Genomic DNA, 13,621 nt, shown 5'->3' with positions numbered 1-13,621 from the left:
ACGCCCAGCCCTTGATCTCCGCGGCTTCGTCGCATCTTCGTTTCAGGCGAGGCTCGCGAGCAGGGATGGGAGGTCGTCGTCGTGGACGACCGTCAGGCGGCGGGTCGCCCTGGTCAGGGCCACGTACAGGTCCTGACCGCCCATGGGGGACTCGGTGACGATGCCGGCCGGGTCGACGATGACGACGGAGTCGAACTCCAGGCCCTTGGCCTCCTGCGCGGTCAGGACGACGGTGGGGGAGTCGAGGGCCTCCGGGGTGGCGCCCACGGCGGCGGACGGGAGGGCGTCCAGGACGGCGGCGTGCCGGGCGGTGGACGTGACGACGGCGAGACGGCCCTCGGTGAAGGCGCCGCCGATGCCGCCCGACGCGTCCCCGGCGACGAGCGACAGCTCGGAGCGGACGAGCCCCGGCAGATCCGAGACCGGCATCGCGATCGCGGTCGGCGGGGGACCGTCGTCGCGGACGGGTTCGGGCGGGGTCTGGTCGGGCGCGACGGCGGCGAGGACGTCGGCGGCGACCCGCATGATGGCGGCGGGGGTCCGGTAGTTGACCAGGAGCCGCTGCTCCCGCCACCGGCCGGGCACGTAGCGGTCGAGCATCTGCCCCCACGAGGAGGCGCCGGCGGCGCTGCCGGTCTGGGCGATGTCGCCGACGACGGTGAGGGACCGGGTCGGGACGCGCTTCATCACGGTGCGCCAGGCCATCGCCGACAGTTCCTGCGCCTCGTCGACGATCACGTGCCCGTACGCCCATTCCCGGTCGGCCATGGCGCGCTGGGCGGTGGTGAGCGGCGGACCGTCGTCGTGGTGGCGCTCGGCGAGGTCGGCGGCGGAGACCATGTCCAGGTCGGCGAGGCCGGTGGTCTGGATGACCTCGCGGGCGTACAGCTCCTCCGCCTCGCGCCGGGCGAGGTCGGCGCGCCGGCGGGCCGCCCGCGCCGCGGAGTCGTCCTTCCCGAGGAGGTCGGCGGCCTCGTCCAGGATCGGCACGTCGGAGACCGTCCACGGGGCGCCGGACGGGCGGCGCAGGAGCGCCGCCTCGGCGGGGCTCAGCCCCGCACGGGCGCCCAGGCGCGTCAGGGAGTCGAGGTCGGCGTAGAGGTCGGTCAGCAGCTCCTCGGGTGTCAGCTCGGGCCAGAGCGCGTCGAGGGCGGTCCGGACGGCCGGATCGTGCCAGAGGGCCTCCTTGGCCATCCGCAGTTCCGTCTCGTCCAGGAGTGGGGTGTCCTCGGCCTCGTCGATGAGCTCCTGGAGCCAGCCGGGAAGGCCGCCGTTCTTGGCGATCTCCTCCAGGGGCTCGTCCATGATGCGGTCGTACTGTTCGGCGCGGTCGACGGCGAGGGCCTCCAGCAGGTCGTGGACGAAGCGGCGCCGCTGGATGTTGTGGGGGACCCGTAGACCGCGGGCGCGGTCGCGTGCCCGCTCGCACGCTTCGGCGTCCACGGTGAGGGTCAGGCCCTCGACCTCGACGCGCAGACCGTCCGCGGGGACGCGCTGCCGGTCGTGGACGGCCTCCCGCACCAGGTCGGCCGTCCGCAGATCGCCCTTGACGACGGCGATCGCCGGGTCGTCCGCGGCGGTCGCCTTCAGGCCCGGGTACAGCTCCCCGACCGTGGCCAGCACGACGTCGGTCTCGCCCAGGCCGGGCAGGACCTGCTCGATGTAGCGCAGGAACGTGGCGTTCGGACCGACGATGAGGACGCCGCGCCGTTCGAGGACGTCCCGGTGCGTGTACAGCAGGTACGCGGCCCGGTGGAGCGCGGCGACCGTCTTGCCGGTGCCGGGACCGCCCTGCACGACGAGGACGCCGTGCAACCCCGAGCGGATCACCTGGTCCTGTTCCTCCTGGATGGTCGCGACGACGTCGCTCATCCGGCCCGTCCGGCCCCGGCGAAGGGTGGCGAGCAGGGCGGCCTCGCCGACGATGCCGCGCCGCTCGGACTCGGCCAGACCCTCCAGGTCGAACACCTCGTCGTCCAGGTGGACGACCGTGCGGTCGCGCAGGTGCAGGTGGCGACGTCGCGCGAGCGTGCCGGGGGCCCCGGAGGTGGCGGTATAGAACGGGCGGGCGGCCTCGGCGCGCCAGTCGATCAGGAGGGGCTCGCGGTTCTCGTCGCGCAGCCCGACGCGGCCGATGTAGAACGTGTCGCCGGGGCCGTCGGCGTCCGCGCGGTGGTCGATCCGGCCGAAGCACAGGCCGTGTTCGACGCCGCTGAGCCGGGCGAGGCGACGCGCGGCCTCGTCGGTGGCGACGGCGCCCTCCAGCCTGGCCTGGAACGCGCTGCCGCCGCCCGCCGCCGGACCGGCGCGCAGCGCCGTCTCCGCGCTCTCCCGTTCGGCGTCGAGCCGGGAGTACACGCGGGACACGTACTGCTGTTCGGCCCGGATCGCGGCCTGCCGCGACTTTTCCTCGCGCTCGGGGTTGACAGCGTCGGCTTGACGGAGTCCCATGCCTCTGCTACGCTCCTAGTTATAGGATGGAATTGCTGTGCGCAACTTGAAGTTGCCAGCCTACCATCCTCCTGTCCGCCCTGCATGACCCTTCCGGGTCTTCCCAAATGATCATTTTTGTTGTGGTGGACGTCATCCCCGCGGTGTCCTCGGGTCACCGGCCTTCGTGAGGCTTTCCGGCGATCGATGCCGGAACCTCCAGAAAGGTCGCTACTCCATGGCCGACACCGCACGCCGGCTGAACCGGCGAACCTTCCTCATCACCAGCGGACTCGCCACCGCCGTCGCCGCGACCGGCGTCCCGGGACCCGCCCACGCCGCCCCCCGCGCCCGGACACCCGACGGCGATCCGTTCACCCTCGGAGTCGCCTCCGGCGACCCCGACCCCGACGGGTTCGTCCTCTGGACCCGGCTCGCCCTCGACCCCCTCGCCGAGGACGGGCTCGGCGGCATGCCGTCCCGGACGATCCCCGTCCGCTGGGAGGTCGCCACCGACGAACGCTTCCGCCGCGTCGTGCGCCGCGGCGTCGCCGCCGCCCACGCCCGCTCCGCGCACTCCGTCCACGTCGAACTCGACGGCCTGCGCCCCGGCCACGACTACTGGTACCGGTTCCGCGTCGGCGGCCACATCTCCCCGGTCGGACGGACGCGCACCGCCCCGCACCCCTCCACCTACGGTTCCGCCCTCGCGATGGGCTTCGTGTCGTGCTCTCAGTTCGAACACGGCTACTTCACCGCGTACCGGCGGCTCGCCGAAGAGCACCCCGACCTGATCCTGCACCTCGGCGACTACCAGTACGAGTACAAGAAAGGCGTCTATACCATCCCGGGCGGCAACGTCCGCGACCACGAGGGCCCTGAGACCGTCACCCTCGGCGACTACCGGCTGCGGCACGCCCAGTACAAGTCCGACCCCGACCTGCAGGCCGCGCACGGCGCCGCGCCCTGGCTCGTCGTCTTCGACGACCACGAGGTCGAGAACAACTGGGCCGACGACGTCCCGGAGAACAACTCCGACACCCCGTCCCCCGAGGCGTTCCGCGCCCGCCGGGCCGTCGCGTTCCAGGCGTACTACGAGAACATGCCGTTGCGCCGCCGCTCCATCCCCCACGGCCCCGACATCCAGGTGTACCGGCGGGTCGCCTGGGGCAGGCTCGCCAACTTCCACATGCTCGACACCCGCCAGTTCCGCGACGACCAGGCGTGCGGTGACGGCTACAAGGACTGCCCCGACGCCATCGACCCGAAACGGTCCATCACCGGCGACCGGCAGGAACGCTGGCTCCTGGACGGCTTCCGCCGCTCCCGCGCCCGCTGGGACATCCTCGGCCAGCAGGTGTTCTTCGCGCAGCGCGACAACACCGCGGGCCCGGTCAAGAAGACCTCCATGGACTCCTGGGACGGCTACGTCGCGTCCCGCGACCGGATCACCAAGGGCTGGCTCGACGCACGGGTCCGCAACCCCGTCGTGCTCACCGGCGACGTCCACGCCCACTGGGCCGGCGACCTCAAAGCCGACTACGACGACCCGGACTCCAGAACCGTCGGCTCCGAACTGGTCTGCACGTCCATCACCAGCGGCGGCGACGGGAGCGACTCCAACCCGGCCGACCACCCCTTCCTCAAGATCAACCCGCACCTGCGCTTCTACAACAACCAGCGCGGATACGTGCTCACGAAGATCGGCAAGGACGAGATGAAGGCCGACTTCAAGACGCTGCCCACCGTCCGGACGCGCGACGCCGAAGCCTCCATCAAGGCGACCTTCGTCATCGAGGACCGCGAACCCGGCGTGAAGCAGACCTACCTGCGCCCCTACGACTCGCCCAGAACCAGGTCGCAGTCCGACGAGGAACTCATCCGCCAGACCATCCAGAACGAAACTCAGCCCTGATCCGGCTTCTCACGGCCTTCGGACGCGATCGCAACCGTGGGAAGCGTTGCGGGATTGCGGCGATGGCCGGGGTGAGCGCCGTCGGGTCGTGCGATCTCCGCGGTCGTGCGGCCCGGCGGGGCTAGTGGTCGGCTCTGGGGTTCGTGGCCTGGCCGGAGAGGATGTCGTCGAGGTCGTACGCCACGGGGATCTCCAGCTGCTCGTAGGTGCACGACTCGGGGGTGCGGTCGGGGCGCCAGTTGCGGAAGCGGGCCGTGTGACGGAAACGGTCGCCCTCCATCGCCTCGTACGCGACCTCGACGACCAGGTCGGGACGCAGCGGCACCCAGCTGAGGTCCTTCTTGCCCGTCCAGCGGGAGATGGCGCCCGGCATCCGGTCGACGGTCGCCTCGGACTGGCTCGCCCACTCCGCCCACGGGTGCTCGGTGAGATCCTCCAGCCGGTACGGCCGAAGCTCCTCGACCAGCTCGGCGCGGCGCTTCATCGTGAACGACGCCGCCACCCCCACGTGCTGGAGGTTGCCCTGGTCGTTGTAGAGGCCGAGGAGGAGCGACCCCACGATCGGGCCCGACTTGTGCCAGCGGAAGCCCGCAACCACGCAGTCGGCGGTCCGCTCGTGCTTGACCTTGAACAGGGCCCGCTTGTCGGACTCGTACGGCAGGTCGCGCGGTTTGGCGATGACGCCGTCCAACCCGGCGCCCTCGAACTCGTCGAACCAGCGCAGCGCCAGCTCGTAGGAGTCGGACGCGGGCGTCACGTGGATCGGCGCCCGCACCCCCGTGAGCGTGTCGACGAGGCGTTGCCTCCGCTCACCGAGCGGCACCTCCATCAGTGACTCGTCGCCCAGGGCGAGCAGGTCGAACGCGATGAACGACGCCGGGGTCTGCTCCGACAGCAGCTTCACCCGGGACGCGGCCGGGTGGATGCGCTGCTGGAGGGCCTCGAAGTCCAGGCGGGTGCCCATCGGAAGGACGATCTCGCCGTCGATCACGCAGCGTTCGGGAAGCTCGCGCCGCACCGCCTCGACCAGCTCGGGGAAGTACCGGGTGAGCGGCTTCTCGCCCCGGCTGGACAGCTCCACCTCGTCGCCGTCGCGGAACACGACGCAGCGGAAACCGTCCCATTTCGGCTCGTACAGCAGATCGCCCTTGGGCATCGTCTTCACCGCCTTGGCCAGCATCGGCGGCAACGGCGGAAGGATCGGCAGGTCCATCCCCCTATAGTGCGCCCCGGCACCGACAGCCCGGCGACGCGGGGGCCCGGATGGCGGCTCCGATGCCGCAGGTCAGCGGGTGTAGCGGAGGAAGAGGAAGTCGTCGTCGCGCAGCACCTGGGCGAGGGTCAGCTCCGGCGGGACGGGCAGCGGCGGGCCGTTCAGGATCCGCGTCGGGTGCCCGGCGAGCAGCTGCGGGCTCAGCGTGAGGCACAGCTCGTCCAGCAGCCCGTCCGCCACCACCTGCGCGAGGACGCCCGGCCCGCCCTCGCACAGCAGGCGCCGATGGCCGCGCGCCGCGAGCTCCGCGACGGCGGCGGGGAAGTCCAGGGAGTCCTCCCCGGCGATGATGACGTCGGCGCGCTCCCGCGCGGCCTCCAGTCGCGCCGGGTCGGCGGTCGCGGTCGCCAGCACGATCGTCCTGGCCCGCGCCTCGGTGAACAGCGGCGCGTCGAAGTCGAGGTCGAGGGTGCGGGAGACGACCGCCAGCGGCGGGACGGGCGCGCGCCCGTCCCGAATCCCGTCCCACGCGTCCGTCGGCAGGACGGGCCCGTAACCTTCGGCCCGCACCGTGTTGGCGCCGACGATCACGACGTCGGCGAGACCGCGCAGCAGCAGGAACAGATGCCGGTCGGCGGCGTTGCCGAGGCCGCCGCTGCGCTCGTCGCGCTGCGCCGCGCCGTCCAGGCTGGCGACCATGTTGGCCCGAAGCCACACCCCGTCGGACGGATAGGCGTAGCGCTCGACGAGATCGACCTCGCCCGCCTCCGGAGAAAGGATCCGCATAGGACTTCGAAGTCTACGGGAGCCTGCGCAGGACGCTCAGGGAGCGGCCGACGACCGGGACGGCGTCGCGGGCCTTGACGCGGGGACGTTCCCCGACCCCGCCGGGCTCGGCGGTGTCGAGGGCGAACTCCCAGCGTTCGCCGTACTCGCCGCCGGGAAGCGTGAACTCCACGGGATCGGCGCCCGCGTTGATCAGCAGGAGGAACGAGTCGTCGCGGACGCGGCGTCCGCGAGGATCGGGTTCGGTGATGGCGTCGCCGTTGAGGAACACGCCGAGCGACTTGGCGAACCCGACGTTCCAGTCGTCGTCGGTCATGCTCTCCCCGGCGGGCGTGAGCCAGGCGATGTCGGCGGCGGCGCCCGTTCCGGTGCCGGTGAAGAAACGGCGGCGGCGGAACACCGGGTGGTCGTGCCGAAGCCGCGACAGGGTCCGCACGAACTCCATGTCGTCGGAACCCTGCCAGCGCACCCAGGCGATCTCGTTGTCCTGGCAGTAGGCGTTGTTGTTGCCGTCCTGCGTGCGGCCCAGTTCGTCGCCGTGCGACAGCATCGGCACGCCCTGCGAGAGGAACAGCGTCGCGAGGAAGTTCCGGCGCTGCCGGGCCCGCAGGTCCAGGACGGCGGGGTCGCGGGTGGGGCCCTCCACGCCGCAGTTCCACGACCGGTTGTCGTCGGTGCCGTCGCGGTTGTCCTCGCCGTTGGCGTCGTTGTGCTTGTGGTCGTAGGACACCAGGTCCGTGAGCGTGAACCCGTCATGGCAGGTGACGAAGTTGATGGACGCCGACGGGCGCCGCGCGCTGTGCTCGTACAGGTCCGACGATCCGGTCAGGCGGGACGCGAACTCCGGCATCGTCGCGTACGAGCCGCGCCAGAAGTCGCGGACGGTGTCGCGGTACTTGCCGTTCCACTCCGTCCACAGCGGCGGGAAGTTGCCGACCTGGTAGCCGCCCTCCCCGACGTCCCACGGCTCGGCGATGAGCTTCACCTGCGACACGACCGGGTCCTGCTGGACGAGGTCGAAGAACGCGGCGAGCCGGTCGACGTCGTGCAGTTCGCGGGCCAGCGCGGACGCCAGGTCGAAGCGGAACCCGTCGACGTGCATGTCCATGATCCAGTACCGCAGCGAGTCCATGATGAGCTGGAGCGCGTGCGGGTTGCGGACGTTGAGGGAGTTGCCGCAGCCGGTGTAGTCGAGGTGGTAGCGCTTGTCGTCGTCGCGGAGCCGGTAGTAGGACGCGTTGTCGATGCCGCGGAACGACAGCGTCGGCCCGAGATGGTCGCCCTCGGCGGTGTGGTTGTAGACGACGTCGAGGATGACCTCGATCCCCGCCTCGTGCAGGGCGCGGACCATCGCCTTGAACTCCAGCACCTGCTCCCCGCACTGCCCGGACGACCCGTAGGCGTTGTGCGGCGCGAAGAAACCGATCGTGTTGTAGCCCCAGTAGTTGCCGAGGCCCCGCGCCACCAGCGCGTGCTCGGGGATCGACTGGTGCACCGGCATCAGCTCCACGGCCGTCACGCCGAGGTCGAGCAGATGGTCGATCATCACCGGGTGCGCGAGGCCCGCGTACGTCCCGCGCTGCTCCTCCGGGATGCCGGGATGCAGCTTCGTCAGACCCTTCACGTGCGCCTCGTAGATGACGCTCTCGTGGTACGGGACGCGCGGCGGCCGGTCGTCCCCCCAGTCGAAGAACGGGTTGATCACCACGTTCTTCGGCATGTGGGGGGCGCTGTCGTCCTCGTTCAGCGTGTCGGGGTCGGCGAACCGGTAGGAGAACAGCGACTCGTGCCAGCGGACGCCGCCCTCGACGGCCTTCCCGTACGGGTCGAGCAGCAGCTTGGCCGGGTTACAGCGATGGCCCTCCCGAGGGTCGAACGGCCCGTGCACGCGGTACCCGTACCGCTGGCCTGGGCCGACGCCCGGCAGGTAGCCGTGCCAGACGAAACCGTCCACCTCCGGCAGCGTCCGCCGCGTCTCGTGCCCGTCGTCGTCGAACAGGCACAGTTCGACGCATTGCGCCACCTCCGAGAACAGCGCGAAATTCGTACCCGTGCCGTCCCAGGTGGCGCCCAGCGGATAGGGGTCACCGGGCCACACCTCCCGCATGTCGCAACTCCTCCACCTGGTCGTCCTGGCCCGTCGATTGTGGCCTACCCCGCCGTCCGCCCGCGCACCATGGGTGCCGTCAGAGTGTCACGCGCGGCGGGCCGCCCGTCACAAGCGCTGTGTCCAGACGCCTGCGGGATGCTGTCGCGGGGGGAGCCACAGCCACGGCTGCGAATGGCGGAACGGCAGGTCCGTGCCGGGCTGCCAGGGGAACAGGCCCTCCCCGTTCGGCCACACGACCTGGAGCATCGGCGGCGTGGGGCGCCGGTAGAACGCGACGGCCCCGCCGAACATCGCGTCGTACCAGAGCGGATCGGTCTCGCGGAACGCGGCGGCCTGGCCGCGGACGACGCCGTCGCGGCGTTCGCCGTCCGCGGGGAGACGTCCGTCGGCGGTGTGGCGGCCGAGCGTGTTCAGCGACTCCTCCATCTCGTAGACGTCGCCGCCGAACATGGCCAGTTCGGGCGCGCCGTGGCTGTGCCACAGGCCGATCGTGTACGCCCACCCGGGCCCGTCGTCGGGGTGCACGAGGACGACGCTCCAGCCGTACTCGGTGATGTGCACGATCGTGCGGAGCTGGAAGTTGTCCAGGCGGTCACGGTCACCGTGGTTACAGATCACGCAGGTGCACGGGGTGTGGCCGTCGGACATGGCCTTCAGTTTAGGATCCATCGGCGCTCGGCATCGCTTCGTCTCCGGTGACCGGTCACCAAAACACGCCGGTGTCCGTCGGTCTGGCCTCGTGGGTGCTCCGGACGTCCGGTCCGGTGACCAGGCGGGCGAACACCGTCGCGAGCAGCAGCACGGCGGGCAGCGCGAGCGGCACCGCGGCGAGCGGCGCGATCGTGGCGACCTTCAGCGCCGTCCCGTCGAGCAGGCCCGCGACGCCGAGGCCGTCGCCCTGACGGCCCGCCGACCCCGCCACCGCGGTGATCGCGGCGGCGACGGAGAGTCCCGCGGCCGGCAGCGCGAAGATCCTGCGGCGGACGAAGAAGCCCAGCGCGACGCCCGCCGCGCCGAGCACCGGCAGGGCCATCGCCGCGAGCCAGCGGCCCGGCCGCGGCCGCAGGTCGACGCGCACGACCGGCGGTGGGGCGTCCGCGCGCAGCCGCCACGCGCGGGTGCCGGACGACCCGGTTCCCGCCCGCTCGGTTTCCGCCCGCTCGGTGTTCGCCGGGACCGTGGTCGCCCGCACCGTGGCCGGCACGGACGGCAACCGCAGCCTCATCGTCGTGTCGCGGAAGCCCGCCGCGGCCAGCAGCCGGACGGCGCCGGCCGTGTCGATCCGCAGCGACGGCCCGCGTCCCGTCCGGTAGGCGCGGCGGACCTCGGCCCGCGCGAACGGCACGCCGCGATCCCGCTCGGTACGGACGTGGATCGCCCGCGCGCCGGGGAACGTCGCCGCGGCGACCCGCCGGGCCAGGGCCCGCACGTCGGCGTCCGAGCCCAGCTGCCCCGCCGCGCGCAGGTCCAGCAGGGCGTTCCCGTCCGGCAGCACGGAGACACGAAACCACGCCCGCTGCGGCGGCGCGGGACCGCCACCGCCGCACCCGGCGAGCACGGCGACCGCGAGCACGGCCGCGGCGAACGCGGCGAGCCGCCGAACCGACACGGGAGCCTCCGAGGGGTGGGACCGATCGATTCAGCATGGCCGAATTAGGTCGCACCGGCGTCTCGTTCCGGTGACGGTGGATTCGCCGGGCGACCGTCGACAGACCGGACGAGCACCCCTGAAACGTTGACCGACCTGGTCGAACACCGTCACCGGAGGCGTTGGACGTTGTGGACACGTCAGACCGCCGGCTGCCGACGGCCGTTGGGAAGACGAGGTTGACCGGTTCAGGGGCCGGGGCAGAAAGTTGCTTCTGTGATCGACGAGGATCACCCACTGCCCCCGAAGTAGAGGTTCAACAAATGGTCGATGTCATCGGCGCCGGATTCGGACGCACGGGAACCATGTCGCTCAAACTCGCGTTGGAGCGGTTGGGGTTCGGCCCCTGCTATCACATGGCCGAGCTGACCGAGCATCCCGAGCAGATCCCGGTGTGGCGCGAAGCCGCACGCGGGAAGACGCCCGACTGGCGCCGGTTGTTCGCCGGCTACCGATCCGCCGTCGACTGGCCCGCGTCCAGATTCTGGGACGAACTCGCCGACGTCTACCCGTCCGCCAAGGTGATCCTGACCGTCCGGGACCCCCAGCGCTGGTACGACAGCACCGCGTCGACCATCCACCGCGTCGCCACCGCGTACTCCGAATCGGACGGGAGCGGCGGGCTGATCGCCGACATCCAGAAGGTCGCCACGGACGTCGTCTGGGAAGGGGTGTTCGACGGGCGCTTCGCCGACCGCGCCCACGCCATCGACGTCTTCACCGAGCACACCGAGACAGTCCGCCGGACGATCGCGCCCGAACGGCTGCTGGTGTTCCAGGTCAGCGACGGGTGGGGGCCGCTGTGCGAATTCCTCGGCGTTCCGGTCCCGGACGAACCATTTCCGCGCAGGAACGACCGTGAGGCGTTCGCCGAATGGGTGGAGGAGCTGTCGACACGGGCGGGACTCGACGCGGAAGGGTGACCCGATGTGGTTCACCGGAAAGGTCGCGAAAGGCCGACGCCGTGCCCGCGGGGAACCGTATCCGGACGATCGCCGATGATGCCTTCGGCCTGGTCCGCGGTCCATCCTCCTGAAGTGGTGGGACGATCTCGTCCGCGCGGCGGATTGCTCACCGTCACCGGGGGCATACCGTCGAAGCCATGAGTCAGTCCAGTCCACAGCCGGAGCGGTCGTCCCCGCGCCGCCCGCGGGACCGGCGGCAGGAACTGCATCCCGACCGGCCCGTCGCCGAGCCCACCGAGGCCACGGCGGCGCCCGGCCCGGCGGGCGCGCCCGACGCCGTCCGCGCCCCCGACCGGGTGCGCGCGTCCGACGCCGAGCGGGAGGCCGTCGTGGAGCGGTTGCGGATCGCCTCCGTCGAGGGACGGCTCACCTTCGAGGAACTGACCGAACGCACCGAGGCCGCCTACGCGGCCGTCACCCGCGGCGACCTCGACGCCATCACCGCCGACCTGCCCGGCATGGGCGCCCCCGGCGCCGAGCCCGCGCCGATCCAGGTGAAGCGCCGGTTCAGCGCCTTCATGGGCGACTGCAAGGAACGCATCGTCGGCCGTATCGACGGCCCGCTGGAGGCCGTGTCGGTGATGGGCGACGTCGAACTCGACCTGCGCGGCGCCCAGGTGCCGAGCGGCGAGGTCATCGTGACCGCCACCGCCGTGATGGGCGACGTCAAGATCATCGTTCCGGACGGCGTCCGCGTCGAGGTGACCGGCCACAACTTCCTGGGCGACCGCAGGATCTCCGTCCGGGAGCCCCATCCCGGGGCGCGCGTTCCCGTGGTCCGCGTCAGCGCGACCGTCGTGATGGGCGACGTCAAGATCGTCGATGACGAGCACCACGCGCCGTTCCGCCGCGCGATCGCCGACTGGTGGCGCGACCGCACGTGACCCGCGTCCGACCCGTACCCGAGCCCCCTGCGGGGCCGGGTGCGGGTCAGACCGCGGTGGCCGTACGGGCCGTCTCCAGCGCCTCGTCGTAGCGGCGCACGACCAGTTCGGCGACCTCCGGGGCCGCGCCGAGGACCGGCGAGACCACGGCGGCGCCCGCGGCGAGCGTCTCCGCCCTGACCTTGTCGGCGAAGTGGCCGGGCGCCAGGAAGTACGACGCCACCGCCACGCGGGGAGCGCCCGCGTCGAGCAGGGCCGTCACCGCCTCCGCCGGGGTGGGCCGGGCTGCCGACGCGTACGCGGCGACCACGTCCCACCAGCCGCGGGGCCGCCACCGCCGGGCGAGGCCCGCGATGGTGGCGTTGGCGGACGCGTCGCTGGACCCCGCCGAGACGAGGACCACGGCCGTGTCCGGATCGCCCGGCGCGACACCGGCCTCGGCGAGGCGGCGCTCCAGGGCGGCCGTCAGCAGCGGATGCGGGCCGAGCGTCCCGGCCGTGCGGAGACCGAGCCGGGGATGCCGTCCCCGCACCTGGTTCAGCACGCCCGGGATGTCGGTCTTGCTGTGGTAGGCGGCCGTGAGCAGCAGCGGCAGCACCACCGCCTCGTCCACGCCGGCGCGGGCCAGCCCGTCCAGGACGCGGCGGGGCGTGGGCGCGGCGTGGTCGAGGAACGAGGCGTGCACGGGCACGTCGGGCCGCCGGGCCCGGACGGCGTCCAGCAGGGCGGCGACGGTGGCGGCGGCGCGCGGGTCGCGGCTCCCGTGCGCCACCGCCACCATCGGCCGGCTCACAGGTGGATACCGCACTCGGTCTTGCCCAGCCCGGCCCAGCGGCCGCTGCGCGGGTCCTCGCCGGGCGCGACCGGACGGGTGCACGGCGCGCAACCGATCGACGGGTAGCCGTCGTAGTGCAGCGGGTTCACCAGGACCCCGTTGTCCTCGATGTAGTTGTCCATGTCCTCCTGGGTCCAGCCCAGGATCGGGTTGACCTTGACCATGCCGCGCTTGCGGTCCCACTCGACGACCCTCCGGTCGCGGCGGCTGGCGGTCTCGTCCCGGCGGATGCCGCTGAACCACGCCATGTAGCCCTCCAGCGCCCGGCCGAGCGGCTCCACCTTGCGCAGGTGGCAGCACAGGTCGGGGTTGCGGCCGAACAGGCGGGGCCCGAGCGCGGCCTCCTGCTCCTCCACCGTGCGGGACGGGGTGACGTTGATGACGTTCACCGGGTAGACGGCCTCGACGGCGTCGCGGGTCCCGATCGTCTCGGCGAAGTGGTAGCCGGTGTCGACGAACAGCACGTCGATGCCCGGCTTCACCTTCGACACCAGATGGATCAGCGCCGCGTCCGACATGGACGAGGTGAGGCAGATGCGGTCACCGAACGTGGCGACGGCCCACCGGATGATCTCCAACGTGGGAGCGCCCTCCAGCGCGGCGGCCGCGGATTCGACGATGTCCTCCAGGTCCAGGGTAGGTCTGTCGGTCTCCAGAAGAGTCACCGAGGGATCTCCTTGCTCGCGGTGCGGGGAGCGCCGACACCGATGAATTTCAACGTGAAGGATCGAAGGCAGTCGGGGCAGAACCACGAGCCGTGTTCCGCACGGGGTTCGAGGTTCTCCTCGCCGCAGTAGGGGCAGTAGAACGGCGCCATGCGCTCACTCATGCGCGT

At 71.8% G+C, this 13,621-nt stretch carries 12 protein-coding genes; 3 read left to right on the top strand and 9 right to left on the bottom strand.

The features are described 5' to 3' along the window. Nucleotides 1–42 precede the first annotated feature (42 nt). Nucleotides 43–2,451, bottom strand: coding sequence for a HelD family protein (locus D0T12_RS25495; RefSeq protein ID WP_117402275.1), 2,409 nt, complete (start codon nucleotides 2,449–2,451; stop codon nucleotides 43–45). A 217-nt stretch (nucleotides 2,452–2,668) separates the two neighbouring features. Between D0T12_RS25495 and D0T12_RS25490 the strand changes: the two genes are divergently transcribed. Then, nucleotides 2,669–4,345 (top strand): alkaline phosphatase D family protein, encoded by a 1,677-nt coding sequence (locus D0T12_RS25490; protein WP_117402273.1) that lies wholly within the window; start codon nucleotides 2,669–2,671, stop codon nucleotides 4,343–4,345. Nucleotides 4,346–4,466: 121 nt separating this feature from the next. On the opposite strand, the gene D0T12_RS25485 is transcribed toward D0T12_RS25490, so the two are convergent. The 5 genes from D0T12_RS25485 to D0T12_RS25465 form a co-directional block, all read right to left on the bottom strand. After that, nucleotides 4,467–5,558: an ATP-dependent DNA ligase gene (locus D0T12_RS25485; RefSeq protein ID WP_117402271.1), complete on the bottom strand. Its 1,092-nt coding sequence runs from the start codon at nucleotides 5,556–5,558 to the stop codon at nucleotides 4,467–4,469. Between the two features lie 72 nt (nucleotides 5,559–5,630). Then, nucleotides 5,631–6,344 carry a pyrimidine reductase family protein gene (locus D0T12_RS25480; protein ID WP_117402268.1) on the bottom strand — a complete coding sequence of 238 codons (714 nt, stop codon included), beginning with the start codon at nucleotides 6,342–6,344 and terminating at the stop codon, nucleotides 5,631–5,633. Nucleotides 6,345–6,357: 13 nt separating this feature from the next. Then, the gene (glgX, locus tag D0T12_RS25475; protein WP_117402267.1) at nucleotides 6,358–8,451 is read right to left on the bottom strand and encodes a glycogen debranching protein GlgX; all 2,094 of its coding nucleotides are present in this window, start codon (nucleotides 8,449–8,451) and stop codon (nucleotides 6,358–6,360) included. Nucleotides 8,452–8,559: 108 nt separating this feature from the next. Continuing rightward, nucleotides 8,560–9,102, bottom strand: a complete 543-nt coding sequence (locus D0T12_RS25470; protein WP_117402265.1) for a DUF4262 domain-containing protein — start codon at nucleotides 9,100–9,102, stop codon at nucleotides 8,560–8,562. A 55-nt stretch (nucleotides 9,103–9,157) separates the two neighbouring features. Continuing rightward, nucleotides 9,158–10,063 carry a hypothetical protein gene (locus D0T12_RS25465; protein WP_117402264.1) on the bottom strand — a complete coding sequence of 302 codons (906 nt, stop codon included), beginning with the start codon at nucleotides 10,061–10,063 and terminating at the stop codon, nucleotides 9,158–9,160. Nucleotides 10,064–10,365: 302 nt separating this feature from the next. Between D0T12_RS25465 and D0T12_RS25460 the strand changes: the two genes are divergently transcribed. Together D0T12_RS25460 and D0T12_RS25455 are read left to right on the top strand one after the other, a co-directional pair. Continuing rightward, the gene (locus D0T12_RS25460) at nucleotides 10,366–11,025 is read left to right on the top strand and encodes a sulfotransferase family protein (protein ID WP_117402261.1); all 660 of its coding nucleotides are present in this window, start codon (nucleotides 10,366–10,368) and stop codon (nucleotides 11,023–11,025) included. Between the two features lie 179 nt (nucleotides 11,026–11,204). Then, nucleotides 11,205–11,951, top strand: a complete 747-nt coding sequence (locus D0T12_RS25455) for a DUF1707 domain-containing protein (RefSeq protein ID WP_233526284.1) — start codon at nucleotides 11,205–11,207, stop codon at nucleotides 11,949–11,951. Between the two features lie 46 nt (nucleotides 11,952–11,997). On the opposite strand, the gene D0T12_RS25450 is transcribed toward D0T12_RS25455, so the two are convergent. Genes D0T12_RS25450 through D0T12_RS25440 form a run of 3 tightly spaced genes read right to left on the bottom strand, consistent with a single transcriptional unit; the run spans nucleotide 11,998 to nucleotide 13,615 of the window. Next, nucleotides 11,998–12,732, bottom strand: coding sequence for a sirohydrochlorin chelatase (locus tag D0T12_RS25450; RefSeq protein WP_117402258.1), 735 nt, complete (start codon nucleotides 12,730–12,732; stop codon nucleotides 11,998–12,000). 8 nt (nucleotides 12,733–12,740) lie between these two features. Next, nucleotides 12,741–13,451 carry a phosphoadenylyl-sulfate reductase gene (locus D0T12_RS25445; RefSeq protein WP_117402257.1) on the bottom strand — a complete coding sequence of 237 codons (711 nt, stop codon included), beginning with the start codon at nucleotides 13,449–13,451 and terminating at the stop codon, nucleotides 12,741–12,743. Then, nucleotides 13,448–13,615 carry an Insertion element protein gene (locus D0T12_RS25440; RefSeq protein WP_117402256.1) on the bottom strand — a complete coding sequence of 56 codons (168 nt, stop codon included), beginning with the start codon at nucleotides 13,613–13,615 and terminating at the stop codon, nucleotides 13,448–13,450. Before D0T12_RS25440 ends, D0T12_RS25445 begins: the two co-directional genes overlap by 4 nt. Nucleotides 13,616–13,621: the final 6 nt, after the last annotated feature.

Source organism: Actinomadura spongiicola, from assembly GCF_003432485.1.
GTDB classification, from domain to species: domain Bacteria; phylum Actinomycetota; class Actinomycetes; order Streptosporangiales; family Streptosporangiaceae; genus Spirillospora; species Spirillospora spongiicola.
Note: the sequence above shows the minus strand (reverse complement) of the source record. Positions and strands in the feature narration are given on the sequence as shown.

What these genes read in the sequence shown, in the direction of transcription:
- D0T12_RS25455 (WP_233526284.1), top strand. Translation starts at nt 11,205, where the DNA reads ATGAGTCAGTCCAGTCCACAGCCGGAGCGGTCGTCCCCGCGCCGCCCG.
- D0T12_RS25470 (WP_117402265.1), bottom strand. Translation starts at nt 9,102, where the DNA reads ATGTCCGACGGCCACACCCCGTGCACCTGCGTGATCTGTAACCACGGT.
- D0T12_RS25490 (WP_117402273.1), top strand. Translation starts at nt 2,669, where the DNA reads ATGGCCGACACCGCACGCCGGCTGAACCGGCGAACCTTCCTCATCACC.
- D0T12_RS25480 (WP_117402268.1), bottom strand. Translation starts at nt 6,344, where the DNA reads ATGCGGATCCTTTCTCCGGAGGCGGGCGAGGTCGATCTCGTCGAGCGC.
- glgX (WP_117402267.1), bottom strand. Translation starts at nt 8,451, where the DNA reads ATGCGGGAGGTGTGGCCCGGTGACCCCTATCCGCTGGGCGCCACCTGG.
- D0T12_RS25460 (WP_117402261.1), top strand. Translation starts at nt 10,366, where the DNA reads ATGGTCGATGTCATCGGCGCCGGATTCGGACGCACGGGAACCATGTCG.
- D0T12_RS25450 (WP_117402258.1), bottom strand. Translation starts at nt 12,732, where the DNA reads ATGGTGGCGGTGGCGCACGGGAGCCGCGACCCGCGCGCCGCCGCCACC.
- D0T12_RS25485 (WP_117402271.1), bottom strand. Translation starts at nt 5,558, where the DNA reads ATGGACCTGCCGATCCTTCCGCCGTTGCCGCCGATGCTGGCCAAGGCG.
- D0T12_RS25495 (WP_117402275.1), bottom strand. Translation starts at nt 2,451, where the DNA reads ATGGGACTCCGTCAAGCCGACGCTGTCAACCCCGAGCGCGAGGAAAAG.
- D0T12_RS25440 (WP_117402256.1), bottom strand. Translation starts at nt 13,615, where the DNA reads ATGAGTGAGCGCATGGCGCCGTTCTACTGCCCCTACTGCGGCGAGGAG.